The 21,703-nt window shown below is 68.4% G+C and carries 18 protein-coding genes and 1 tRNA gene; 9 read left to right on the top strand and 10 right to left on the bottom strand.

Features of this window, described 5'->3' with window-relative positions:
* Positions 1-445: 445 nt before the first annotated feature.
* The 4 genes from LJE69_RS08995 to LJE69_RS08980 form a co-directional block, all read right to left on the bottom strand.
* Positions 446-1,099, bottom strand: coding sequence for a hypothetical protein (locus tag LJE69_RS08995; protein WP_296924068.1), 654 nt, complete (start codon positions 1,097-1,099; stop codon positions 446-448).
* 25 nt (positions 1,100-1,124) lie between these two features.
* A complete protein-coding gene (locus LJE69_RS08990) occupies positions 1,125-2,459 on the bottom strand; it encodes a tetratricopeptide repeat protein (RefSeq protein WP_296924066.1) in 1,335 nt (444 codons plus the stop codon).
* 396 nt (positions 2,460-2,855) lie between these two features.
* A tRNA-Arg gene (locus tag LJE69_RS08985) sits at positions 2,856-2,932 on the bottom strand.
* A gap of 169 nt (positions 2,933-3,101) precedes the next feature.
* Positions 3,102-3,320 carry a hypothetical protein gene (locus LJE69_RS08980; RefSeq protein WP_296924064.1) on the bottom strand — a complete coding sequence of 73 codons (219 nt, stop codon included), beginning with the start codon at positions 3,318-3,320 and terminating at the stop codon, positions 3,102-3,104.
* Positions 3,321-3,598: 278 nt separating this feature from the next.
* Between LJE69_RS08980 and LJE69_RS08975 the strand changes: the two genes are divergently transcribed.
* The 4 genes from LJE69_RS08975 to LJE69_RS08960 all read left to right on the top strand — a co-directional run bounded on the left by LJE69_RS08975 (position 3,599) and on the right by LJE69_RS08960 (position 10,316).
* Positions 3,599-6,490 (top strand): 2-oxoglutarate dehydrogenase E1 component, encoded by a 2,892-nt coding sequence (locus LJE69_RS08975; RefSeq protein WP_296924062.1) that lies wholly within the window; start codon positions 3,599-3,601, stop codon positions 6,488-6,490.
* 330 nt (positions 6,491-6,820) lie between these two features.
* Positions 6,821-8,134, top strand: coding sequence for a 2-oxoglutarate dehydrogenase complex dihydrolipoyllysine-residue succinyltransferase (gene odhB, locus LJE69_RS08970; RefSeq protein WP_296924060.1), 1,314 nt, complete (start codon positions 6,821-6,823; stop codon positions 8,132-8,134).
* 492 nt (positions 8,135-8,626) lie between these two features.
* Positions 8,627-9,703 carry a bile acid:sodium symporter gene (locus LJE69_RS08965; RefSeq protein ID WP_296924058.1) on the top strand — a complete coding sequence of 359 codons (1,077 nt, stop codon included), beginning with the start codon at positions 8,627-8,629 and terminating at the stop codon, positions 9,701-9,703.
* Between the two features lie 79 nt (positions 9,704-9,782).
* The gene (locus tag LJE69_RS08960) at positions 9,783-10,316 is read left to right on the top strand and encodes a gamma-glutamylcyclotransferase family protein (RefSeq protein WP_296924056.1); all 534 of its coding nucleotides are present in this window, start codon (positions 9,783-9,785) and stop codon (positions 10,314-10,316) included.
* 217 nt (positions 10,317-10,533) lie between these two features.
* On the opposite strand, the gene LJE69_RS08955 is transcribed toward LJE69_RS08960, so the two are convergent.
* The 5 genes from LJE69_RS08955 to LJE69_RS08935 all read right to left on the bottom strand — a co-directional run bounded on the left by LJE69_RS08955 (position 10,534) and on the right by LJE69_RS08935 (position 15,178).
* Positions 10,534-11,916 (bottom strand): MBL fold metallo-hydrolase, encoded by a 1,383-nt coding sequence (locus LJE69_RS08955; RefSeq protein ID WP_296924054.1) that lies wholly within the window; start codon positions 11,914-11,916, stop codon positions 10,534-10,536.
* Positions 11,913-12,920 carry an LOG family protein gene (locus LJE69_RS08950; protein WP_296924052.1) on the bottom strand — a complete coding sequence of 336 codons (1,008 nt, stop codon included), beginning with the start codon at positions 12,918-12,920 and terminating at the stop codon, positions 11,913-11,915. Before LJE69_RS08950 ends, LJE69_RS08955 begins: the two co-directional genes overlap by 4 nt.
* Positions 12,921-13,305: 385 nt before the next feature.
* Entirely contained in the window at positions 13,306-13,896 is a 591-nt protein-coding gene (locus LJE69_RS08945; RefSeq protein ID WP_296924050.1) for a CDP-alcohol phosphatidyltransferase family protein, read from the bottom strand.
* Complete coding sequence (locus LJE69_RS08940) at positions 13,893-14,645, bottom strand: endonuclease/exonuclease/phosphatase family protein (RefSeq protein ID WP_296924049.1); 753 nt, start codon at positions 14,643-14,645, stop codon at positions 13,893-13,895. Before LJE69_RS08940 ends, LJE69_RS08945 begins: the two co-directional genes overlap by 4 nt.
* 59 nt (positions 14,646-14,704) lie before the next feature.
* Positions 14,705-15,178, bottom strand: coding sequence for a CDP-archaeol synthase (locus LJE69_RS08935; RefSeq protein ID WP_296924046.1), 474 nt, complete (start codon positions 15,176-15,178; stop codon positions 14,705-14,707).
* Between the two features lie 355 nt (positions 15,179-15,533).
* Here LJE69_RS08935 and LJE69_RS08930 point away from each other — a divergent pair, with 355 nt between their 5' ends.
* The 4 genes from LJE69_RS08930 to LJE69_RS08915 all read left to right on the top strand — a co-directional run bounded on the left by LJE69_RS08930 (position 15,534) and on the right by LJE69_RS08915 (position 20,313).
* Positions 15,534-15,734 carry a hypothetical protein gene (locus LJE69_RS08930; RefSeq protein WP_296924044.1) on the top strand — a complete coding sequence of 67 codons (201 nt, stop codon included), beginning with the start codon at positions 15,534-15,536 and terminating at the stop codon, positions 15,732-15,734.
* A gap of 106 nt (positions 15,735-15,840) precedes the next feature.
* Entirely contained in the window at positions 15,841-17,934 is a 2,094-nt protein-coding gene (locus LJE69_RS08925; protein WP_296924042.1) for a YgiQ family radical SAM protein, read from the top strand.
* Between the two features lie 248 nt (positions 17,935-18,182).
* Positions 18,183-18,398, top strand: coding sequence for a hypothetical protein (locus tag LJE69_RS08920; protein WP_296924040.1), 216 nt, complete (start codon positions 18,183-18,185; stop codon positions 18,396-18,398).
* A gap of 1,156 nt (positions 18,399-19,554) precedes the next feature.
* Positions 19,555-20,313 carry a hypothetical protein gene (locus LJE69_RS08915; RefSeq protein WP_296924038.1) on the top strand — a complete coding sequence of 253 codons (759 nt, stop codon included), beginning with the start codon at positions 19,555-19,557 and terminating at the stop codon, positions 20,311-20,313.
* A 239-nt stretch (positions 20,314-20,552) separates the two neighbouring features.
* Here the strand turns inward: LJE69_RS08915 and LJE69_RS20965 are convergent, their stop codons facing one another.
* Positions 20,553-20,744 carry a YceI family protein gene (locus LJE69_RS20965; RefSeq protein WP_367114647.1) on the bottom strand — a complete coding sequence of 64 codons (192 nt, stop codon included), beginning with the start codon at positions 20,742-20,744 and terminating at the stop codon, positions 20,553-20,555.
* Between the two features lie 238 nt (positions 20,745-20,982).
* Here LJE69_RS20965 and LJE69_RS08910 point away from each other — a divergent pair.
* Positions 20,983-21,703: transposase (locus LJE69_RS08910; RefSeq protein ID WP_296924036.1), on the top strand; the 721-nt coding region annotated here is incomplete at its 3' end.

The following is a 21,703-nucleotide window of genomic DNA, read 5'->3' as shown; positions in this document are numbered from 1 at the left end:
GGCGACACATGCAGCGAGAGCAAAGACAGCGGCGGGCAGACGACGCCGGCCCCTGCCGACACCACCAGCCGGCTCGCGCGCTTCCACATCGACGAAGGCGTCCTGCCTTAGGGCTGCCGGCGCTTGTTCGGCTTCTGGGGGCGCCAACTTCCAGTCGGCCGCGTCTGCCCTGGGCTCGATGCCCGCGGCAGACGCCATGCGGCGGACAGAGGTGGCGCCAATCTTGGGCCGCCGCGGCGCCGCCGGCACGGCATCGAGCCGCGCCGGCGGCGTGCCGAGTTGCACTCGGCGCCCCCAGGGCCGAGTGCAACTCGGCTGGTCTGAGCCTCGGTGGTTGTCAGGGTAGTTGTGGCCTCAACCCAAGGATCGTCGGTCGGGTCGGAGGGCGGCGCCTTGCGCGCCGTAGCTGCACCCCCATCGCGCCGAGCACTGGGACAGTCAGGCGTCACCCGCGCGGCGGCGGACCCTCGCGCTCCATGGTGAACGGCAGGCTCCTGTCCTGCGTGATCTGCCGCAGCGTCATGCACTGCATGTCGTAGGTGAGCACCCCGAAGACCAGCCGGCGCGGGGCTGCCGCCGGCGCGGCGCCAGGCTCGGCAGGCGGGGCCGCCGGCGAATCGGCAGCGACGTCCGGCGTCAGGTACAGATTTCCGCGCAATTCCCAGCTCCCCTGCTGCGGCGGCTGGCCCGCGGCGACCAGCTCGTAACGGCCGTCGGCCCGAAAGCGGATGCGGTCCTGGGCGTTGTGCCAGTCGCCCACCAAGTCATCCGGCGCGGGCCGCATCCCGAAGCGCTCCAGCGCATCGGCCCAGCCGGGCCGTGGCGGGCGGGCGGCGCGGTTGGCCGGCGGCAGCGGCAGCTCCGGCGTCACCGGCGGCACGCGCCGCGGCTGCGGCACCGGCGGCGACCAGGCGACCCGCCGCAGCACGTAGTGCTCGCTCACGCGCTGGCCGAGGTAGCTGCCGTCGGGGTTCCAGACGCGGCCGGCGGCGTCCTCCCAGCCGAGATAGATGCCGACGGGGTTGAACAGGCAGCCGTCCACCAAGAAGCCGACAAACAGGCCGGACCAGCGGAATAGGGGGATGATGGTGGCTTCCATGGCGTGTCCCGGGCGGGTGTTGCTGTCAGATGCCGGTGCTGAACAGGCAGCCGGCCACGGGCTTGCCCAGTTCCTGGCGCAGGGTCACGTCGCGGCGCTCCAGCAGCTTCAGGCCGGCGGCGGCGAGCTGGGCCTCGACGAAGGCGGAGCGGTGGGCATAGCGCCCGCTGGGATGCAGCCGGTACTCGGCAACGTCGTCGGCGGCGGCGCTCTCGACGCTGAACACGAAGACACCGCCGGACTGGAGCGCCGCGCGGCTCGCCGCGAAGACCTCGTCGAGACGGCCGAAGTAGCACAGGGTGTCGGCGCAGAGGATGAGGTCGAAGAGCCCCGGCCGCCCGCGCAGCCAGCCCACCAGCTCGGCCTCCACGAGTTGGTCGTAGACGCCGCGGCGGCGCGCCTTGTCCAGCATGCGTGGTGATAGATCCACACCGATCAGCGACCCGGCCCAGGGACGCAGCAGCGGGCCGCAGAGCCCGGTGCCGCAGCCGATGTCCGCGACGGCGAGCGCGCCGCCCTCGGTGTCGACCCGCTTGGACGCCTGCTCGCAGATGAGCTGCGGTGTCTTGTAGCCGAGCGCGCCGAGCACCTGGTCGAAGGAGTCCGCGAAGCCGTCGAAGGTCAGCCGCACCATGTCGTCGGCGGTGCGCGCCGGCACCGCCTCGCCGGTGCAGGCGGCGAGCATGTGCCGCGGCACCGGGTGCTCGGGATTGGCTTCAAGCCAGCGGCGGTAGATGCGCGCGGCGTCGCCGGCGCGCCCGGCCAGGTAATAGAGCCGCGCGAGCTGCGCGAACGCCGGCTCGTGGTGCGGCAGCGCGGCGAAGGATTCCTCGTAGGCCGAGGCCACCTCCTGGAACTTGTCCTGCGCCTCCAGGATGTCCACCAGGCCGCGGTAGCTGTCGCCCTGGCCGGCATCGACACTGAGCGCCTGCTCGAAGGCGTGCACCGCCTCCACGGGCCGGCGTGCCTTGCGCAGGCAGATGCCCAGGTTGCACCAGACCGCCGGCTGCCTGCGGTCCAGGTCCAGGCAGCGCCGGTAGGCACGCTCGGCGTCGGCGATGGCGCCGCTCGCGAGCAGGGCGTTGCCGTAGTTGTTGTGGAAGCCGGGGAAGTCCGGCACCAGGGCGATGGAGCGCTCGATCAGCGCCCTGCCCTGCACCTGCCTGTCGCTGCCGCACAGCAGCACGCCGAGCCAGTGCAGGGCATCCGGATGCTCGGGCGCTGCGTCGAGCACCTCGCGGTAGAGGCGCTCGGCCGCGTCGAAGGACCTGCGCCGATGCAGGTCCATGGCGCCGCGTAGCGTCGCGTTGGGGTCCGCTGCGCCGGCGGAAGGCGTCGTGCGCTCAGCGTCGTTGTTCATCAATGGGCTTGCGAGGCTGTGGACGAGGCTGTGAGGCCCGCATCTGTCGGCTTGGGGCCGCAGACCGCTGGATGGTACCGCGGGATGGTACTGGGCGCCGAAGCATTGGACCTGCGGCGTTGCGGATGCACTTCGCGCCTGGGAGGGAGCGCCACTGCCTTTTGTGGCGCGATGAGGGGCGCGTGGCTGGCTGCGGCTTGGCAGTTACTCGGGGCGCGGTGAGTTGCCTTGCCGCCGGTCGCGGCACCGAGCGTGCCGCTCCCACGAGGGCGGCTACGATCCGCTCGATTTCGGCGTTGCGACCAGAACTTGCCCAATCTCTTCGCGTATCCGCCCCGACACGTCTTGGCCGCAGCACGGCGCGGTTGTGCCAGGCGGTGACAGCCTGGCGTCGAATGGTGCCCTCGGCAGGATTCGAACCTGCGACCTGCCGCTTAGGAGGCGGCTGCTCTATCCTGCTGAGCTACGAGGGCTGTATGAAAGGCCAATGCCGGCGGCGCCGGTCTTTTGTGCGGGCGATCGCGCGAGGGCGGCGCCGTCAGTGCAATACCCCGCTGTCCGTGTCGGCAGCATGGCGGGCGGCGCCCGTCGGGCCGCGCGCTGCTCGCCTGGGGCGGACACGCCGGCTGAGCTGGCGCAACCTCAGCGCGACTGCCTCACGTTCACCAGCCGGTGCCCCACCACCTTCATCAGCCGCTTGAAGGTACGGTGCTGGGCGGCCTGGTTCAATGTCGTCGGCTCCCCGAGCAGCGTGAGCCGCGCCTGGAAATAGGCCAGATCCGCCTGCGACTTGGCCACCCGCAGCCGGCGGCGGGCGCGCTCCTCCGGTGTCTCGATGGAGTCTTCCGGGTATCGGGGCATGGTCTCGGCTCCGCTGGCGCGTCGATTCAGGTCGGCTCCCGCCGCCGTGGGCATCGCTGCCGCTCGGCGCGACCCGCGCAATTGCGCTGCTGCTGTCTCCGCAACGCAACCGAAGGATACGCGAAAAGCCCAATGCATGACATTGCCCGGGCATCTGACAGCGCGGGCCGCTTTGTGCGCTACACTCGGGTCGCAACGGCGCCTCGGAGCCGCACACGTCCGGCCCCCGCGTCCAGGCCCCACAACGCGAGTTCCCCTGCCTCGAAGCGATTCAACACATGAGCGCCCTGCTTGAGCTGTTCCGAGCCTCGTCGGCCTTCTACGGTGGCAACGCCGCCTTCATCGAGGACCTCTACGAGCGCTATCTCAAGGACCCGGAGAGCATCGACCTCGCCTGGCGCCGGCGCTTCGACGCCATCCATGCCGAGGCCGCCAACGAGATCCCGCACGGCCCCGTGCGCGAGAACTTCGAGCGGCTCGCGAGCGAGAGCCGCACCCGCGCCCAGAGCCGCTTCGTGGAGCGCCTGGAGCCGGCGGCGGCGGAGCGCCAGGCGGCGGTGCTGCGGCTCATCAACACCTACCGCTACCGCGGCCACCAGGTGGCGGACCTGGACCCGCTCAAGCTGCGCCCGAAGCCCAAGGTGGCGGACCTTGACCCGGCGTATCACAACCTGGAAGAAAGCGACCTGGAGCAGGTCTTCCACACCGGCTCCCTGTACGCACCGGACCGCATGCCGCTCAAGGATATTCTCGACCTGCTGAGGCGCATCTACTGCGGCCCGGTGGGCTCGGAGTACATGCACATCACCACCACGGCCGAGAAGCGCTGGATCCAGAAGCGCCTGGAGGGCTACCAGGCGCGCCCGGAGCTGGAACCCGCCGATCGGCGCTGGCTGCTCACGCTGCTCACCGCCGCCGAGGGGCTGGAGAAGTACCTCCACACCAAGTACGTCGGGCAGAAGCGCTTCTCGCTGGAGGGCGCCGAGGCGCTGATCCCGATGATGGACGAGCTGATCCAGCGCGCCGGACGCAAGGGCGTGAAGGAGATCGTCATTGGCATGGCCCACCGCGGGCGGCTCAACATGCTGGTAAACATCCTCGGCAAGCCGCCGCAGGAGATCTTCGCGGAGTTCGAGGGCCAGGTGCCCATGAACCCGCGCCAGCTCGCCGGCGACGTCAAGTACCACCTGGGCTTCGCGTCGGACGTGGAGACGCCGGGCGGGATCGTGCACCTGGCGCTGGGCTTCAACCCGTCGCACCTGGAGATCATCGACCCGGTGATTCAGGGCTCGGTGCGCGCGCGCCAGCGCCGCCGCGAGGACCGCACCGGCGAGCAGGTCATGCCGGTGCTGATCCACGGCGATGCCGCCTTCGCCGGCCAGGGGGTGGTCGCCGAGACCCTTCAGCTCAGCCAGACCCGCAGCTACGGCACCGGCGGCACGGTGCACATCGTCATCAACAACCAGATCGGCTTCACCACCAGCAACCCGCTGGACACGCGCTCCACGCTCTACTGCACCGACGTGGCGAAGATGGTGCAGGCGCCGGTCTTCCACGTGAACGGCGATGACCCGGAGGCGGTCATCTTCGTCACCCGCATGGCACTCGACTACCGCAACCAGTTCCGCAAAGACGTGGTCATCGACATCATTTGCTACCGCCGCCTGGGTCACAACGAGGCGGACGAGCCCGCCGTGACCCAGCCGATGATGTACAAGAAGATCCGCGAGCGCGCCACTGCACGGGCCATCTACGCGGACCGACTCATCGACGACGGCGTGCTGACCCGCGACGACGCGGTGGGGATGATCGAGGAGTACCGCGACGCCATCGAGCACGGCGTCGTCGTGGCACGCCCGGTGCTGTGTGGGCTGGACAAGAGCTACCGCGCCGACTGGCACGTCTACCACGGCGACGACTGGCGCGCCCCGGCGGACACCAGCGTGCCCCGCGAGCGTCTGGGTGCGCTGGCCGAGCGGATGCTGCGCGTGCCGGACGGCTTCGAGCTGCACCCGCGCGTCGCCAAAATCTGGACCGAGCGGCGCAAGATGGCCCAGGGCGACCAGCTCGCCAACTGGGGCTTCGCCGAAAACCTGGCCTATGCGACGCTGGTGGACGCGGGCTTTCCGGTGCGCCTGTCGGGCCAGGACGCGGGCCGCGGCACCTTCTTCCACCGCCACGCCAAGATATTGGACCAGGTGACCGGCAGCGAGTACACGTCACTGCAACACCTGCGCAACGAGGGCGAGGAACCGCCCGAACCCCCACAGGCCCCCTTCATCGCCATCGACTCCATCCTCTCGGAAGAGGCCGTGCTGGGCTACGAATACGGCTTCGCCACCGCCGAGCCCAACGCGCTGACCATCTGGGAGGCGCAGTTCGGCGACTTCGCCAACGGCGCGCAGGTGGTCATCGACCAGTTCATCACCTCCGCCGGCACCAAGTGGGGGCTGGACTGCGGGCTGACGATGCTGCTGCCACACGGGCTGGAGGGCCAGGGGGCGGAGCATTCCTCGGCGCGGCTGGAGCGCTTCCTGCAGCTCTGCGCCGAGCACAACATCCAGGTCTGCGTGCCCACCACGCCGGCGCAGATGTTTCACCTGCTGCGCAGGCAGATGCTGCGGGACTTCCGCCGCCCACTGGTGGTGATGACGCCAAAGAGCCTGCTGCGCCACCGCCTCGCGGTATCCTCGTTGGAGGAGCTCGCCGACGGCGGCTTCCGGGTGGTGATCGCGGAGACCGACCCCATCGACCCCGCCGGCGTCGAGCGCGTCGTCTTCTGCACCGGCAAGGTCTATTACGACCTGCTCGAGGCGCGCCACGCCCGGGGCTTGAGCAACGTCGCCATCATCCGCATCGAGCAGCTCTACCCCTTCCCGAAGGAGGCGTTCGCCGAGGCCCTGGCCCTGTACCCTGACACCACCGAGATCATCTGGTGCCAGGAGGAGCCGCAGAACCAGGGCGCCTGGGACCAGATCAAGCACCGCTTTCACAACCTCATCGAGCAGGGCAAGCAGCCCTACTACGTGGGCCGGCCGGCATCCGCGGCACCGGCGGTGGGCCATCGCTCGGTGCACGTGGCACAGCAGGAGCAGCTCGTCGACGAGGCCCTCACCGGCCGCTTCAACCCGCACATGAACCGCCGCATCCCGCAGCAGGAGGCGGTGTGACGCTGCCGACGCCGGCACGGGCCGCCCCGCGGCCAACCAGCGAACTGTAAGACGGATAAGCGAAGAGACCGTGAAAGTATTGCTCGCAACTCCGAGAACGAGCGGATCGTAGGTCGGGTTAGCGATAGCGTAACCCGATAAGCAATGGCGCACCGTCGCCCAGCGTCGGGTTACGCTGCGCTGCAACCAACTAAACCGAATACTTCCACGGCCTCAAAGCGCACCCGCCACTGGCCGTCAGCGACCAAAGCACATTCACCAAGACATCGACGAACCGCCGCCAGGCCACCATCGCCCCCACAGCACCAAGCGAGAGAGAACCCACGACCCATGAGCACCGAAGTGCGCGTCCCCGCCCTGCCCGAGTCCGTCGCCGACGCGACCGTACTCACCTGGTACAAGCAGCCCGGCGACGCCGTGACCAAGGACGAGAACCTGGTGGACCTGGAGACCGACAAGGTCGTGCTGGAGGTGCCGGCACCCGCCGACGGCGTGGTGGCCGAGCACAAGGTCAAAGAAGGCGACGTGGTGGAGGCCGACGCGGTGCTGGCGCTGATCGAGGCCGGGGCCGCGGCGGAGGCGTCGGCGCAACAGCCAAGGTCCCGGCCCGCGGCGACGAGCCAGACACCGCCCGCCGCCGCGCCAGCACCGGCACCGGCACCGGCACTAGCCAAGGCCACCGAGCCGCCACCGCTGGCCCCCGCCGCCCGCCGGCTGGTCAAAGAGCTCGGCCTCGATGCCGGCGCCATCCCCGGCAGCGGTCGCGACGGGCGCGTGCACAAGGCCGACGTCGTCGCCTGGCTCGACCGACAGGAGGCGGCCGCACCCGAGCGCGACGCCGACGCCGACGCCGCCCCATCCCAACTGAGAGCCGAGCAGCGCTATCGCCCGGAAACCGGCGCGGACCTGGATGCCTCCCTGCCCGCCCTCACCGGCGACGCCGGCCGCCCCGAGCAGCGCGTGCCCATGACCCGGCTGCGCGCACGCATCGCCGAGCGTCTCGTCGAGGCGCAGCAGACCTCCGCCATGCTCACCACCTTCAACGAGGTGGACATGAGCGCCGTCATGGGTCTGCGCAGCCAGTACAAGGACCGCTTCGAGCAAACCCACGGCGTGCGGATGGGCTTTATGTCCTTCTTCGTCAAGGCCAGCGTCGAGGCCCTGCAGCGCTTCCCGGTGGTCAACGCCTCCGTGGACGAGGGCGACATCGTCTACCACGGCTATTTCGACATCGGCATCGCCGTCAGCTCCCCGCGCGGGCTCGTGGTGCCCATCCTGCGCAACTGCGATCAGCTCTCCATGGCTGACATCGAGCGCGGCATCGGCGACTTCGGCACGAAAGCCAAAGAAGGCACGCTGAGCTTCGAGGAGCTCACCGGCGGCACCTTCTCCATCACCAACGGTGGCGTCTTCGGCTCGCTGCTCTCCACGCCCATCCTCAATCCGCCGCAGAGCGCCATCCTCGGCATGCACAAGATCGAGGAACGCCCGGTCGCCCGCGACGGCCAAGTCGTCATCCGGCCGATGATGTACCTCGCGCTCAGCTACGACCACCGCATCATCGACGGCCGCGAGGCGGTGCAATTCCTGGTCACTGTCAAGGAGACCCTGGAAGACCCGGCGCGGTTGCTGCTGCGGATTTGACCCAGATTGCCCGCCGGCAAGAATACGTCGTAGCGTCGTAGGTCGGGCTAAGGAACGAAGCCCGACATCCCGCGTGTCGTCACGGCGCGATTGTCGGGTTACGCTATCGCTAACCCGACCTACGACACTTGCCTGGCCGCAGATCCGCGTCAGCACGGTGGCAGCCAGTGCCCGGCACCCTGCACAGATCGCTGAGCCGCGCCGTCCCGCAGCAGGCAGTGCGGTTCAGTGCGCTATCCGCGGGCGGTTGGTCGAGACGTTTGCTCTTCCTCTCAGCCCACCGAAATTTCAAAAAAGTCCGACACGTGCATCTGCCCGATGTCCGCCTTGCCAGCCGCCGTTGCCACGGGTGCAGGGCTCGGCCGGACGGGCGGCGATTGTCAGTCGTCCTCGCGGGACCAATCCATCCGGAAGATGACTCGCGGTTCGAGCGGCCGAGGGTCGTGTCAGGCTTGTATGGCGGGATGGGGCATTCCAGTGGTCGATGTGCAGATGGCTTCCAGTAACCGCCTGATTTCGGGGCTGGTGCACCTGATCCACCGGTACCTGATCTGGGTGATCGTCGGCTCTTACCTCGTGGCCGCCGTGCTGCCCGGGCTTGGGCTCGCCATCAGGCACGCGAGTCTGGGACAGTTCACGCTGCTCGGCAGCGAGGTCAATCTGAACCTGCCGCAGCTCATGCTGGCGACGCTGTTGTTCAACGCCGGGCTCGGCGTGCGGCAGGACGACTTGGCGCGGATGTTCACGCGGCCACGTGTCCTGCTGGCCGGGCTGCTGGGCAACGTCCTGGTGCCGTTGGTGTTCATCATCGGCATCGATCTGCCGATGCGAACCTGGCACAACGGCGACGAGGTACAGCAGATCCTGGTGGGTCTGGCCCTGGTCGGCTCGATGCCGATCGCCGGCGCCTCCACGGCCTGGGCGCAGAATGCCAATGGCAATCTGGCCTTGAGCCTCGGCCTGGTGTTGCTGACCACGTTTCTGAGCCCGCTGCTGACGCCGCTGGTGCTGCATGCGGTGGGCTTCGTCACCAGCGGTGACTATTCCAGCGATCTGCACGAGCTCGCCTCGGATGGCGTCGTGTCCTTTCTGGGCGTCTGGGTGCTGCTGCCGTCGGTGCTCGGCATCCTGACGCGCCGGCTCATGGGCGAATCACGCTATGCCGATCGGCGCGACCTGTTGAAGCTGGTCAATTATCTGGTCCTGATCCTGCTGAACTATTCGAATGCGGCGCTCACCCTACCGGACGCACTGTCCCGGCACGACTGGGACTTTCTCGCCCTGATCCTGTTCATCGTCACCGCGCTCTGCCTGGTTGCCTTCGCGGCCGGTTACCTGATCGCGCATTACTTTCATGCGGACCGTAACAGCAAGGTGTCGCTGATGTTCGCGCTGGGAATGAACAACAACGGCACCGGCCTGGTGCTGGCGTCGGTGGCGCTGGCCAACCACCCGCAGGTCATGCTGCCGATCATCTTCTACAACCTGGTCCAGCACCTGGTGGCATCTATCGTCGACCGCCGGTTCTTCGCGCAGGGGGCGGCGAATAGCGTGCGGGCGCGGCGATGATGGGCACCCTTGTGTCTTGCGCAGCCGGCATGATGTCCCATGAATCGCCGGCCAGCGCTGCTCGGGAATAACCGATCACATGCCGCTCTACTACTTCGCCTACGGCTCCAACATGCTCGCGGCGCGCTTGCAGGCGCGCACGCCCTCGGCACGTCCCGTGGGCGTCGCCAGCCTGCCGGGCTGGGCGGTGTGCTTCCACAAGCAAGGCAGCGACGGCTCGGGCAAGGGCAACATCGTGCCGGCGGCGGACGCCTGCGTAGCCGGTGTCCTGTATCGGCTGCGTGCCCGCGAGCTGTGGCGGCTCGACCTGGCGGAGGGCGCAGGCTACGAGCGGCGCCGGATTGCCGTGCAGGTCAAGAGCCGCTGGCAGCGCTGCGAGGTCTATGTCGCGACCCGCACCGATCCGAGCCTGCAACCCTACGATTGGTACCGCCGGCTCATCCTCGCCGGCCTGCTTGAGAACGGCATCGGCGGGCCGATGCTGCACCAGGTTGTGCGCACGCCGTCCCTGCCGGACCCACGCCCATTCCGCCCCGCCAGGTTGCGGGCGCTGCACGCCCTGGCCCGGTTTGGCCGCACCCGCCCGGCGTTGGCTCAGCGCCTCTGGGATTGATCTTGCTTGCACCGCCCGTTGCTCAGGGACCACGGGCGTCGGCCCCTCGGCGGTGAGCACGTGTAGGTCGGGCCGACGAAGGAGGCCCGACAATCCAGCACTGACGGCGCGCACCCCGTTGGGCTTCGTTCCTCAGCCCAACCTACGGCGGACTCCCGCCCGGCCTCTTCGCTGATTCGCCCGGCCTGTGTGTTGGTCGGCGCTCGGCGCGGTCGGGCTACAACGCAATCGTCTCCCCCTGCCGCGGCATCAGCACCTCGGTCTCGGGCAGCCGCGCGGCGAAGGCGTGCATCGCCTTCTCTTCGCCGTGGACCAGGATGGTGCGTTCGGGGCGGATGGCCTGGTGCCATTCGAGCAGCTCGCCGCGGTCGGCATGGGCCGAGAAGCCATTGATGGTGTGCAGGTGCGCCTTCACCGGAATGTCGTCGCCGAACAGCCGCACGCGCTCGGCACCGTCGATGAGGATGCGGGCCAGGGTGCCGGGGGCGGCGAAGCCGACGAAGATGATGCTGGAGTCCTTGCGCCATAGGTTGTGGCGCAGGTGGTGGCGCACCCGGCCGCCGGTGCACATGCCGGAGCCGGCCATGATGACGGCGCCGCCGGTGAGGCGGTTCAGCGCCATGGAGTCCGCGGTCTCGCGGGTGAAGCGCAGCCCCGGCAGCGCGAACGGATCATCGCCGCGCTCGAACAGGGCGCGCGCCTCGTCGTCGTAGCACTCCGGGTGGTGGCGAAAGATCTCGGTAGCCGAGATGGCCATGGGCGAGTCGAGATAGACCGGCAGGGTGCGCGGCAGCAGGCCCTGCTCGACGCCCTCGCGCAGGTGGTAAAGCAGCTCCTGGGCGCGCTCCAGCGCAAAGGTCGGGATGATGACGTTGCCGCCGCGCCCCAGGGCGTCGTCGATGGCGGCGTAGAGCTCTTGCACCGACGGCGCCAACGGCTTGTGGTCGCGGTCGCCGTAGGTGGTCTCCATCACGACGGCCTCGGCATGCGCGGGCAAGGTCGGGTCGCGCAGGATCGGCCGGCCCTTGTTGCCGAGGTCGCCGGAGAAGATCACCGCCCGGCGCGCGCCGCCGTCGCGATACTCCAGCCGAATGCAGGCCGAGCCGAGGATGTGCCCGGCGTCGAGAAAGGTCGCCCAGACGCCGTCGGACAGCTCGATGGGCACGTCATAGCGCGCCTTGCGGCCGAACAGGTCCATGGCGTTGAGCGCGTCCAGCTCGCCGTAGAGCGGTGTGGTGCCGCGCTGGCCGCGCCGGTGGGCCTTGCGGGAACGGCGCTCGGCTTCCTCCTCTTGCAGGTGTGCGGCGTCCAGCAGCACGACGCGGGCCAGCTCCCGCGTCGCCGCGGTGGTGATGATCTCGCCGCGGAAGCCGCGCCGCACCAACAGCGGGATGCGCCCGCAGTGGTCCAGGTGGGCGTGGGTCAGCAGCAAGATGTCGATCTCGCCGGGGTCGAAGCCGAAGTCGGCGGCGTTCTCCTCGTCGATCTCGTGCCCGCCCTGGAACAGGCCGCAGTCCACCAGGATGCGCAAGCCCTGCACCTCGGCCAGGTGGCAGGAGCCGGTGACACCGCGATCGGCGCCGTGGAAGGACAGCTTCATGTGTTGCGCTCCTCGGGCATCTCCGCGCCGTCGTCGCGGGACTCCCTACCGGCGTTGGTCGCAAATAGCGGGCTGCCGTTGGCGTCGTGCCACTCGCGGATGCCGGCCCAGGCCTCGGCGGCGGTCTCGGCGTACCAGAACAGCTCGGTATCCTCGGGGTCGATGCTGCCCACCTCCAGCAGGTAGTCGATGTCGAACACCCGCCGCCAATAATCCTCGCCGATCAGCACCACCGGGATCGGTGGCACCTTGCGCGTCTGGATCAGGGTCAGCGTGCCGAACAGCTCGTCCAGCGTCCCGAGGCCGCCTGGCAGCGCGACGATGGCCGCGGCGCGCTTCATGAAGTGCAGCTTGCGCAGCGCGAAGTAGTGAAACTGAAAGCACAGGCCTGGCGTGAGATAGGGGTTCGGATACTGCTCGCTGGGGAGCGTGATGTTGAGCCCGGCGCTGTCCGCGCCCGCCTCGAAGGCGCCGCGGTTGGCGGACTCCATGGCACCCGGCCCGCCGCCGGTCATGACGATCAGCCGCGAGTCCGCGGGCCCCTCGCCCGCCTCCCCCACCAGCCGGCCCAGCTCGCGGCCGATCTCGTAGTAGCGCGACAGCGCCATGCGGTGCTCGGCGAGTTCGAGCCGGCGTGCCAGCGCCGGGTCGTCCGGTGCCGCGGCGGCGGCCTTCCTCGCGCCGGCCAGCGCGCGCAGCGCGGCGTATGGCTCGCGCAGCCGGGTGCTGCCGAACACGACGATGCAGCGCTCCACGCCGTGCTCCACCAGGCCCTCCTCCGCCTTTAGGTAGTCCAGATGCAGCCGCAACCCGCGGGTGGCGTGGGTGTGCAGGAACTCCACGTCCTGATCGGCCGCCAGGTACGAGGGATGCTGCATGATGGCATCCAGCCGCGCCGCGCATTCCGAGTCCTCCTCCACCGGCTTCGGGTGCTCGGAGGGCAGCGGCTCGCGGCGCCGCGTGCGGTGGGCCGGCTCGGGGATGCTGGGTCGCTCTTGACTCATGGGTGGTGCTGGGGCGTTGCTAGGCCGATTGTGGTGTCGCACCGAATTATGCGCGGCATCTCGGATGGCGAGCGACCATAGACGGCGCACGACAACCTGGCGCGCGACTTCCCGGGCGCCGCAGCCGAACTCGACGACGCCCTCGGCCTGGCCCCGGACGACAGCATGCTATGCTGCACCGGGAGCGCACCGCCCGCTACCAGCAAACCGCAGATGGCACCGAGCGTTTGCTCCGCACCAGCGTTGCGGACGCTGCCGGCGTACGCCGGGCGCTGCCCATGGTGCGGCGGCCGGAGTGTCGCCAGGGCGACACTGATCGGGCGATGGTAGCGGACGTGGCAATGGTGGACCACGCTGCGCATGTCCACCGTACCGGCCGCGATCCTCAGGGGCCGCCGCCCCGCATTCGGCGCCGCTCGCGCAGCACCGCCCACAGTCCGCTCACGTCGGAGCGCTCCTCGCGCAGCACCAGGCTGATGGCGATTTCTTCCAGCCCGGCCAGCAGCACCAGCACCGCGGCGATGCGGAAGGGCCAGACGGAGATCCCGAGGAGCATCAGAAAGAGACCAACCGCGGCGGCGGCCACCGCGACCTTCACGAGCCAGGTGTGATAGCTGGTGAAGCGGCCGAAGCGCAGCAACCCCACCGCGGCGGGCAGCAGGAAGCTCGCTACCATGGCGCCGATGGCGGGGGCCTCGCTCTTCAGCAGGTCCGGCCACAGCAGCGCCATGGAGACGGCAACGGCCGCGTAGATGCTGACATCCGCCCAGGAGTCCAGGACCGCGCCGAAGCGGGTGACCTGTCCGGTCAGGCGCGCGATGGTGCCGTCGACGGCATCGGTGAGAAAGGCGACGGCGAGGAGCCAAAGGAAGGCATCCCGCCGGCCCGACAGCGCCAGCAGCAGCAGCAGCGGCACCAGGCCGAGCCGCATGGCGCTCAGCAGATTGGGCAGGGACCAGCGCGCGCGGTCGTTCATAGGCGGAACCAGGCCTGCAGCGGTGTATGGTCCGAAAGGTCGCGCCAGGGGGCGAGGCCGAGCCGCTCCGCCGCCAGGGGCTTGGCGCCGCGATAGTAGATGCGGTCCATAGGCAGCACCGGCGCCATTGCCGGCCAGGTGCGCGCGTGCTCGCCGTGCAGGGTGCGGAACACCTCGACGAGCCCCAGTTCGGCGTTGAAGTGGCGCTCGGCGCGGCCGGACCAGTCGTTGAAGTCGCCGGCCACCACCAACGGCTCGTCGTGGGGCACGTGCGCCTCGATGCGCTCGCAAAGACGGCGAATCTGCGGCCGCCGCTCGACGCCGAAGAAGCCGAAGTGGACACACACCAGGTGCAGCCGGGTGCCGCTGCCCGGCAACTCGATGACGCCGTGCATGAGACTGCGGCTGGCGGCGAAGGGATAGGGCGAGACGTCGATGTTCTCCCACTGCACGAAGGGGTAGCGGCTCAGGATGGCGTTGCCGTGGTGACCCTGGCCATAGAGGGCGTTGCGACCATAGGCGTGGTGTGGCCAGACGGTGTCCGCCAGGAACTCGAACTGCGGATACTGAGGCCACTCGCGCAGCCGCTGCGCGTGCGTATCGTGCTGGCCGAGGGCCTCCTGCAGGAACACCACGTCGGCGCCGGTCTGCGCCAGGGCGTCGCGCATGCGATGCAGTACGAACTGCCGTCCTCCCATGCTGAAGCCCTTGTGGATGTTGTAGGTCAGAACACTGAATTCGCGGGTCATCCGCCTCGTCCGCCCCCGGTGCCGGCTCCAAGCCCAGCCGCAAGGCCCGCTCTACCCGCTCACCACGGCTGGCGCCGGATGTGCAGCCAATAGAGCAGCGGTGAGGCGAGCATGTCGAAAACTGTGAACAGGATAACCAAGAGCAGTAGGTCCGTGGCGTCCAAACCCAGCGGCAGCATCAGGCCGAGCCCCGGCAGCAGGGCCTCCGGCACCGTGTCCAGCAGCGGCACCCGGCTGCTCGGCGCGAGGCCGAGCCGCCGCTTGGCGAAGCTCGACAGCAGATCACCGGCCATGGCCAGGGCGCCGGCGGCGAGCCCGACCCCGAGCGACAGGCCCAACAGCGGCGCCAGCGCCGCGCTCACCAGCAGCGCCGCCAGGAGGCCGCGCCAGGTCTTGCTGGCGCCGAGCAGCCGCCGACCGTCCGCCAGCCGCACGCGCAGATCCAGCGGCGTCCGCCAGCGGCCGCGCAGCAGGCGGCTCACCAGCACCGGGGCGCCATTGGCGGCGATGATGAGCAGGAGCAGTGGCCACACGGCAGCGCGGCAGTAGGGTCAGGCATCTCGGGGCGTCCCTGGGGCGACATCCCTCGGACAGGCGTCCGCCGTGGCGACGGGCTCGGATGCGGTGTGCATGGTGGTGGCGGGCGGCGCGGCGCTCGGGTGTTGGATCGGGGAACGGAAATGATCCCACTCCCTGCAACACAGGCACACGGGACGCGTCCTGATCTAGCGGATCAGGGCTTCACCGGGCCACGCGCGCCGCCGGGCGCTTGTCCCGGCGTTCCAAGCGCCTGCGTCCGGCCCGGTCCGGCTCGCCCTGTTCGATGCCAACAGCGCGCTGCGTGTCGCCCCGAGGGGGCAGCGCTCGGCAAGCACTCCGGAGGATGTCGTGCTGCTCCCCAACATCGTGGCGCCACTGAAGCGGCTCCAGGCGCAAGGGTATCTGCTCGCCATCGTGTCGAATCAGGACGGCATCCGAAGATATGTCAGCCTCATCAGCTTCCAGCATCCCAAGGCATTCTTCGGCTGCGACGCCCTCGGACTCGACAGCGGCTTTCCGAGCTATGCCGTTCTTCAGCGCTACCTGTAGGTTCATCCCGACGCGAAGCCCTGATCAGCACCCCTACCGCGGCGATCCATGAATGGGCAAAGCAAGCTAGAGTTGGCAAACCGAGTCCGGCGTCTGCACCCGCATCATGGATACCGCCCCAAACCTCTTCGGCTACCGCAAGCACTGGGCGCACAAGCTCGGCACCGCCCCCGAGCTGCCCATGTCCCGCGACCAGATGGACCTGCTCGGCTGGGACAGTTGCGATGTGATCATCGTCACCGGCGATGCCTACGTGGACCATGCCTCCTTCGGCGTGGCGCTGGTCGGCCGGCTGCTGGAGGCGCAGGGGTTTCGCGTCGGCATCATCGCGCAGCCCGACTGGACCTCGGCCGAGGCCTTCACCGTGCTCGGGCGGCCGAACCTGTTCTTTGGCGTCGGCGCCGGCAACATGGACTCGATGGTCAACCGCTACACCGCCGACCGCTGCCCGCGCTCCGACGACGCCTACTCGCCAGCCGGCGCCGGCGGCCGGCGGCCGGACCGCTCGGTGCTGGTCTATGCCCAGCGCGCCCGCGAGGCCTACAAGGACGTGCCGATCCTGCTCGGCGGCATCGAGGCGAGCCTGCGCCGGGTCGCCCACTACGACTATTGGTCCGACCAGGTGCGCCGCTCGGTGCTCATCGACAGCAAGGCCGACCTGCTGCTCTACGGCAACGCCGAGCGCGCCCTCTGCGAGATCGCCCACCGGCTAGCGCGCGGCGAGCCGGTCCACGGCATCCGCGACGTGCGCGGCACCGCCTATCTGACCCGCCGCGGCGAGCACCCAGCGGGCTGGACCGAGCTCGACGCCAGCACGCCGAGCGGACCCACCGCCGGCGCCCTGGATGCCGGCCCGGATGACCCGGTCCGGCAGGCGCCAGAGGGGCACGCCCGTACCCGCCCGAAGCGCGGGCAGCGGTCGCCCGAGCGGGCACGCACCGTGCTGCGCCTGCCGGCCTTCGAGCAGGTGCGCGCCGACCCGATGCTGTACGCCCATGCGGCGCGCCTCTTGCACCTGGAGACCAATCCCGGCAACGCCCGTGCACTGGTGCAGGCCCACGGCGAGCGCGACCTCTGGCTGAATCCGCCGCCGATCCCGCTCACCACCGACGAGCTGGACCGGCTCTACGAGCTGCCATTCAGCCGCCGCCCGCACTCCGCCTACGGCGACGCGCGTATCCCGGCCTGGGAGATGATCCGCTTCTCGGTCACCATCATGCGCGGCTGCTTCGGCGGCTGCAGCTTCTGCTCCATCACCGAGCACGAGGGGCGGGTCATCCAGAACCGCTCCGAGCCATCGATCCTGCGCGAAATCGCCGAGATCCGCGACCGCACGCCGGGCTTCACCGGCACCATCTCCGACTTGGGCGGGCCGAGCGCGAATATGTACCGCCTCGCCTGCCGCGACCCGTCCATCGAGGCCGCGTGCCGGCGCCTGTCCTGCGTCTACCCGGACGTCTGCAAGAACATGTCCACGGACCACTCGGCGCTGATCCAGCTCTACCGCAAGGCCCGCGGCGTGCCCGGCATCAAGCGCGTACTTATCGCCTCCGGGCTGCGCTACGACCTGGCCGTGCATTCCCCGGCCTACGTCCGCGAGCTGGTGACACACCACGTCGGCGGCTATTTGAAGATCGCCCCCGAGCACACCGAGGCCGGTCCCCTCGCGAAGATGCTCAAGCCCGGCATCGCCAGCTTCGAGCGCTTCCAACAGATGTTCGAGCGCTTCTCTCGCGAGGCGGGCAAGGAGCAGTACCTGATCCCCTACTTCATCGCTGCCCACCCCGGCACGAGCGACGAGGACATGTTGAACCTCGCGCTCTGGCTCAAGCGCAACCGCTTCCGCCCGGACCAGGTGCAGGCCTTCCTGCCGACCCCGATGGCGCTCGCCACCGCCATGTACCACACCGGCTGGAACCCGCTGCGACCGGTACGCCCCGGCGCCGAGCGCGTCAGCGTCGTGCGCAAGCTGCGCCAGCGCCGGCTGCACAAGGCCTTCCTGCGCTGGCACGACCCGGACAACTGGCCGCTGCTGCGCGAGGCCCTGCGCCGCATGGGCCGCGCCGAGCTCATCGGCAACGGCAAACGCCACCTGGTGCCGAGCTTTCAGCCGGCGGGGACCGCGCGGCGCCCGCAAGATGCTCGCACCGCCCAAGACACCCACCGCAAGCCGCCGCAGCGCCGCTCTCGTCGCAAGTGATGGCGGTCGTGACCACGGGCACCGACGGGTCTCTCCCTGCCGTTTGCTCGCCGCGACGATGCACCCATCGCGTTGGTGAACCCCGCACGGGCCTAGCCCGACCTTCTGGCGCGGCTATTGCTTAAACGTGCGGATCGCCGCGGATACGCGGCGCCCGCGGCAGGCTAAGTCCCGAACGACATGGGTTTTCCCAAGTCGATCGGACCTTCGCCGAAGACGCCGTCATCGAGCAGGATGGGCATCGCTACGTGCTCATCCGGTATGGCGAGGGGCTGGTCTGGAACGAGCTGATGGAGCTGTTCTACGTCGAGAAGTCCGATCTGAAGGGCCAGAGTGCCGAAGACAAGGTAGCGACGGTCTACGAGGCGTCGAAGGGTCAACAGCCCAAGGCCCCCATCAAGACCCTGGACGAGGTCATCGCCACCAAGACCGACGCTGTCCGCGAGGCCTGGGGCGCGGTTTAAACCCCTCGTCCCTCGCAGCGACATGGCGTTTCGAGGGACCGGCTATCACCCTTGACCGGCTGCCCCCGGGGCTGCAAAGACCGTGGCGGCGCGGGAGCAAAGCGGCGGCGAGCGCGACAGCGTGTTTCCGAGAGTCGGCGATCGGACCCCGCTGGCTCTGACCCCGTTGGCCGCGTTGGCTCTGCTACTTCGGACCAACAGACCACCCTTCCTAAGCTTGACCCTCGACCAAGACGCCACCGTTCTCGGCTCACTGGAACGGGTCACCAACTGGGATGACTGGCCAAACTCGGCTAGGTTCTTCCAGTCATCCGGCCCTGCGCCCGTGACCGTTGCCAGCGCCGTATCGGCTTGGGAGACCGCGACCGAAGGGAAGGGGTCACCATTTCGCTGACCCCAGCGGCGCTCCTTGGCTCATTGGCCCCGCCATCGCGCGGATCGCCGTCGTCGATGGCAGGGACGCGGTTGCCTGAGATCACCGCTCGACCGCGCCGCGCGCTTGCTGTCAGCTTTTTTTACAGCGCTATGGCAGCGTTTCGTTGCCGCAGCGGGTTCTTCGTGCTCGCCACAAATACCTCTGAATCAGTTGCGCCAACCCAACACCTTCTTGAGGCAGACAAAACGGCGCACCGTGTCCGCCAAACCCCGACGCCCGGCAAACCTGTCAGCATTCTTTACACGAAGGCATATTTCGTCGGATAAATATAACCTATCATCAAAGTCGAATAAAATTAAGAGACTGACTTTAAAAGATTTTTGAAAATTTTCACAAAAATGGCACATAATATGCTTATAAATTTAGGCACAAAGGCTGCTTATGCGCATGCCGGGCAGGCGCGCCGTTCGCCACCCAAGGGGAGCAGTGTTGGCGCGGCGCCAAAAATGGGTTCCGCCAGGGCCTCCCCTTGCGGCGATCTTCCACGTCTGTGCCGGCGGCAACAAGCGGTCACTACGACCCGCGAGGCCTTGGCCGTGTCCACGACAATCAATCGGCATCGGCTGCGGCACGCGCGCCCCCAACAGGGGCCACCGGATTCAATTGCACCAGCCTTGTGGTGGATTCCGGGAGACGCGAGCCAGCCGTTCTGAGCCGGTCGACGCACAGCAACCGACTCTTCATCGAGGTTGCATCCAACCCCAATACCTGGAGACCCACATGCACAAGTTTTCCGCTGTCCAAGTCGCCCGCGGAACCGTTGCCGCGGTCGCGCTGGCCGTCGCCCCCGGCGTGAGCTTCGCGTCGTTCGTAAATTCGGTTCCGGACCCGTTCATGGGCCACAGCATGACCCTTCAGGCCGATGGCGGCGCTCTGGTCGCCCTGCCCGGCGTCGGGCCCGACGGCACCACGCTGTATGCCCAAGAGTTCGTCCTCAGTGGCTTCAGCCAGACGAACTTCGTGGACGGCAAGGCCTACTACAAGGCGAACTACGAGACCGAGTACTTTGACAATGCGGGCAATCCGACTGCGCCGTTCTCTACAACTCTGGCGAGCGGCACCGCAAGCGAGCCGGACTCAGCCAAGTTCGTCGTGCAGTACATCAACAAAGATACGGGTGCTGCGCGTGGCAGCGCATTCGAGACCGGTACCTTCACGATGACGCTGATGCAGGCGAGCTTCTACGGCTTGACCGCCCTCAGTGACCCGATAGAGACGTCCCTGGCGAGTTCGACACAGGCGGACGTCGAGATCGCGAACAACCCGGAGGGCAGCGGCTACCTGATCACCTACCTCACCAGCTTCGAGATCGACGGCCAATACACCTTCAAGGATACGACGCACCAAGTGCTGGACTTGAGCGACACCAATGACGGCCGGGTACGCCCGACCGTCCCGGTTCCAGCCACCGCGCTGCTACTCCTGCCGGGCGTGCTCGGCATCGGCGCGATACGTCGCCGCCGCGGCGCAGCGGCCTGAAGCCGGCCTCGACCGCCCTGGGGCCTGCCGCCGCGCGGCGGCGGTTCCGGGGCACTGGTCGACTCGCTCCGCTGTTCGGCGGTGCGCCATGCCATTAGTCTCCGTACGCCTCTACAGGGATCGTAATCTAGATCTCGTCGCTGACCTCCTGGAGGTACTTGATCATGCCGAAGTCTGACCGCTTCACGGTTCCCGTGACCTTTCCCCGGCAGATGCGTCTTCCGGCCCTTGCGCTGCGGTTACACTGAAAGCCGTGCACCTGAAAGGCGACGGGATTGGTGCCCCCCCTTCATTGTTATTGTCCCCGTTGCGCCAATAACCTTCGCCCCGTTGAAGACGAGCCCGTCCGCATGAAATGTAATGGTCGGATAGGTCGCCACATCGAATAAGTCGTCAGACTTGAGGTGGGGCGTCCACGCCGCATCGCTCAGTATAGGTTTCCGCCGCGTTGACCTCTAGCGCGACCAGGATGGGCAGTAGCAACGCGGTCAGTTTGAAATAATAGGGGACGGACCCTGAGGTATCCCCAGTTTTCATCTCATGAGAACAGCAACTTGCGTCGAGTTTCTAGCGCCGAAATGAACATGCACGGAGGGTCGCTGTCGCTGACAAGCGACCAAACCTCTCAGGAGACCCCCCGTGCATGCACCTGCGATCCTACACCGATGCTTGGAGCCGCTGCTCGTCCCGATCCACCGTGCGCGCCTGACGGCACTGTTCGCGGCCGTGGCGGCCTGGGTGCTGGGGCCGGGGTTGACGCTGACCGACCTCGCCCGGCGCCTGCCGGGTTCCGGGGCGCTGCGCCACAAGCTCAAGCGCATCGACCGGCTGGCGGGCAACGCGCATTTGCAGCGCGAGGCGGGTGTGGTCTACGGCGCGCTATGCCGGGTGCTGCTGGCCGGCCTCACGGAGGCGGTGATCGTCGTGGACTGGTCGGACCTGAAGGCGGACCAGTCGCTGCACCTGTTGCGCGCCTCGCTGCCGGCAAGCGCGCGCTCGAAAAAGGCCAACAACGCCGCACGCAGCGCCAAGGAGCCGTGGCTGTTGGTCGCCTCCCCAACACTTGCCGCCCGCGGCGCCAAGCGGCTGGTGGGTATGTATCGACAGCGGATGCAAATCGAGGAGGCCTTTCGCGACATGAAGAGCCAGCACTTCGGCGAAGGCCTCGAGCGCAGCCGCTCGCGCAGCGCCGGGCGCTACACCTTGCTGGTGCTGATCGCCTCCTTGGCAGCGTTCGTATTGTGGCTGGTCGGCACCGCGACAACCGAGCGCAACCTCGATCAACACCCGCGTCCCGGATCGCGTAAGCGCAGCCCATACTCGCGCCCCTTTCTCGCGCGGATGCTGCTCACGCTGGAGGACTACCGTCCGCTCCTCGACGGCCTATCGG

Source organism: Thiohalocapsa sp. (assembly GCF_022340605.1).
In the GTDB taxonomy this organism is placed as follows: Bacteria; Pseudomonadota; Gammaproteobacteria; order Chromatiales; family Chromatiaceae; genus Thiohalocapsa.
Note: the sequence above shows the minus strand (reverse complement) of the source record. Positions and strands in the feature narration are given on the sequence as shown.

Excerpts from the sequence above, each read along its gene's own strand:
- LJE69_RS08955 (WP_296924054.1), bottom strand. The coding sequence starts at position 11,916 with ATGAAGCTGTCCTTCCACGGCGCCGATCGCGGTGTCACCGGCTCCTGC.
- LJE69_RS08950 (WP_296924052.1), bottom strand. The coding sequence starts at position 12,920 with ATGAGTCAAGAGCGACCCAGCATCCCCGAGCCGGCCCACCGCACGCGG.
- LJE69_RS08960 (WP_296924056.1), top strand. The coding sequence starts at position 9,783 with ATGCCGCTCTACTACTTCGCCTACGGCTCCAACATGCTCGCGGCGCGC.
- LJE69_RS08965 (WP_296924058.1), top strand. The coding sequence starts at position 8,627 with ATGGCTTCCAGTAACCGCCTGATTTCGGGGCTGGTGCACCTGATCCAC.
- LJE69_RS08980 (WP_296924064.1), bottom strand. The coding sequence starts at position 3,320 with ATGCCCCGATACCCGGAAGACTCCATCGAGACACCGGAGGAGCGCGCC.
- LJE69_RS08945 (WP_296924050.1), bottom strand. The coding sequence starts at position 13,896 with ATGAACGACCGCGCGCGCTGGTCCCTGCCCAATCTGCTGAGCGCCATG.
- LJE69_RS08925 (WP_296924042.1), top strand. The coding sequence starts at position 15,841 with ATGGATACCGCCCCAAACCTCTTCGGCTACCGCAAGCACTGGGCGCAC.
- LJE69_RS08990 (WP_296924066.1), bottom strand. The coding sequence starts at position 2,459 with ATGAACAACGACGCTGAGCGCACGACGCCTTCCGCCGGCGCAGCGGAC.
- LJE69_RS08975 (WP_296924062.1), top strand. The coding sequence starts at position 3,599 with ATGAGCGCCCTGCTTGAGCTGTTCCGAGCCTCGTCGGCCTTCTACGGT.
- odhB (WP_296924060.1), top strand. The coding sequence starts at position 6,821 with ATGAGCACCGAAGTGCGCGTCCCCGCCCTGCCCGAGTCCGTCGCCGAC.
- LJE69_RS08915 (WP_296924038.1), top strand. The coding sequence starts at position 19,555 with ATGCACAAGTTTTCCGCTGTCCAAGTCGCCCGCGGAACCGTTGCCGCG.
- LJE69_RS08995 (WP_296924068.1), bottom strand. The coding sequence starts at position 1,099 with ATGGAAGCCACCATCATCCCCCTATTCCGCTGGTCCGGCCTGTTTGTC.
- LJE69_RS08940 (WP_296924049.1), bottom strand. The coding sequence starts at position 14,645 with ATGACCCGCGAATTCAGTGTTCTGACCTACAACATCCACAAGGGCTTC.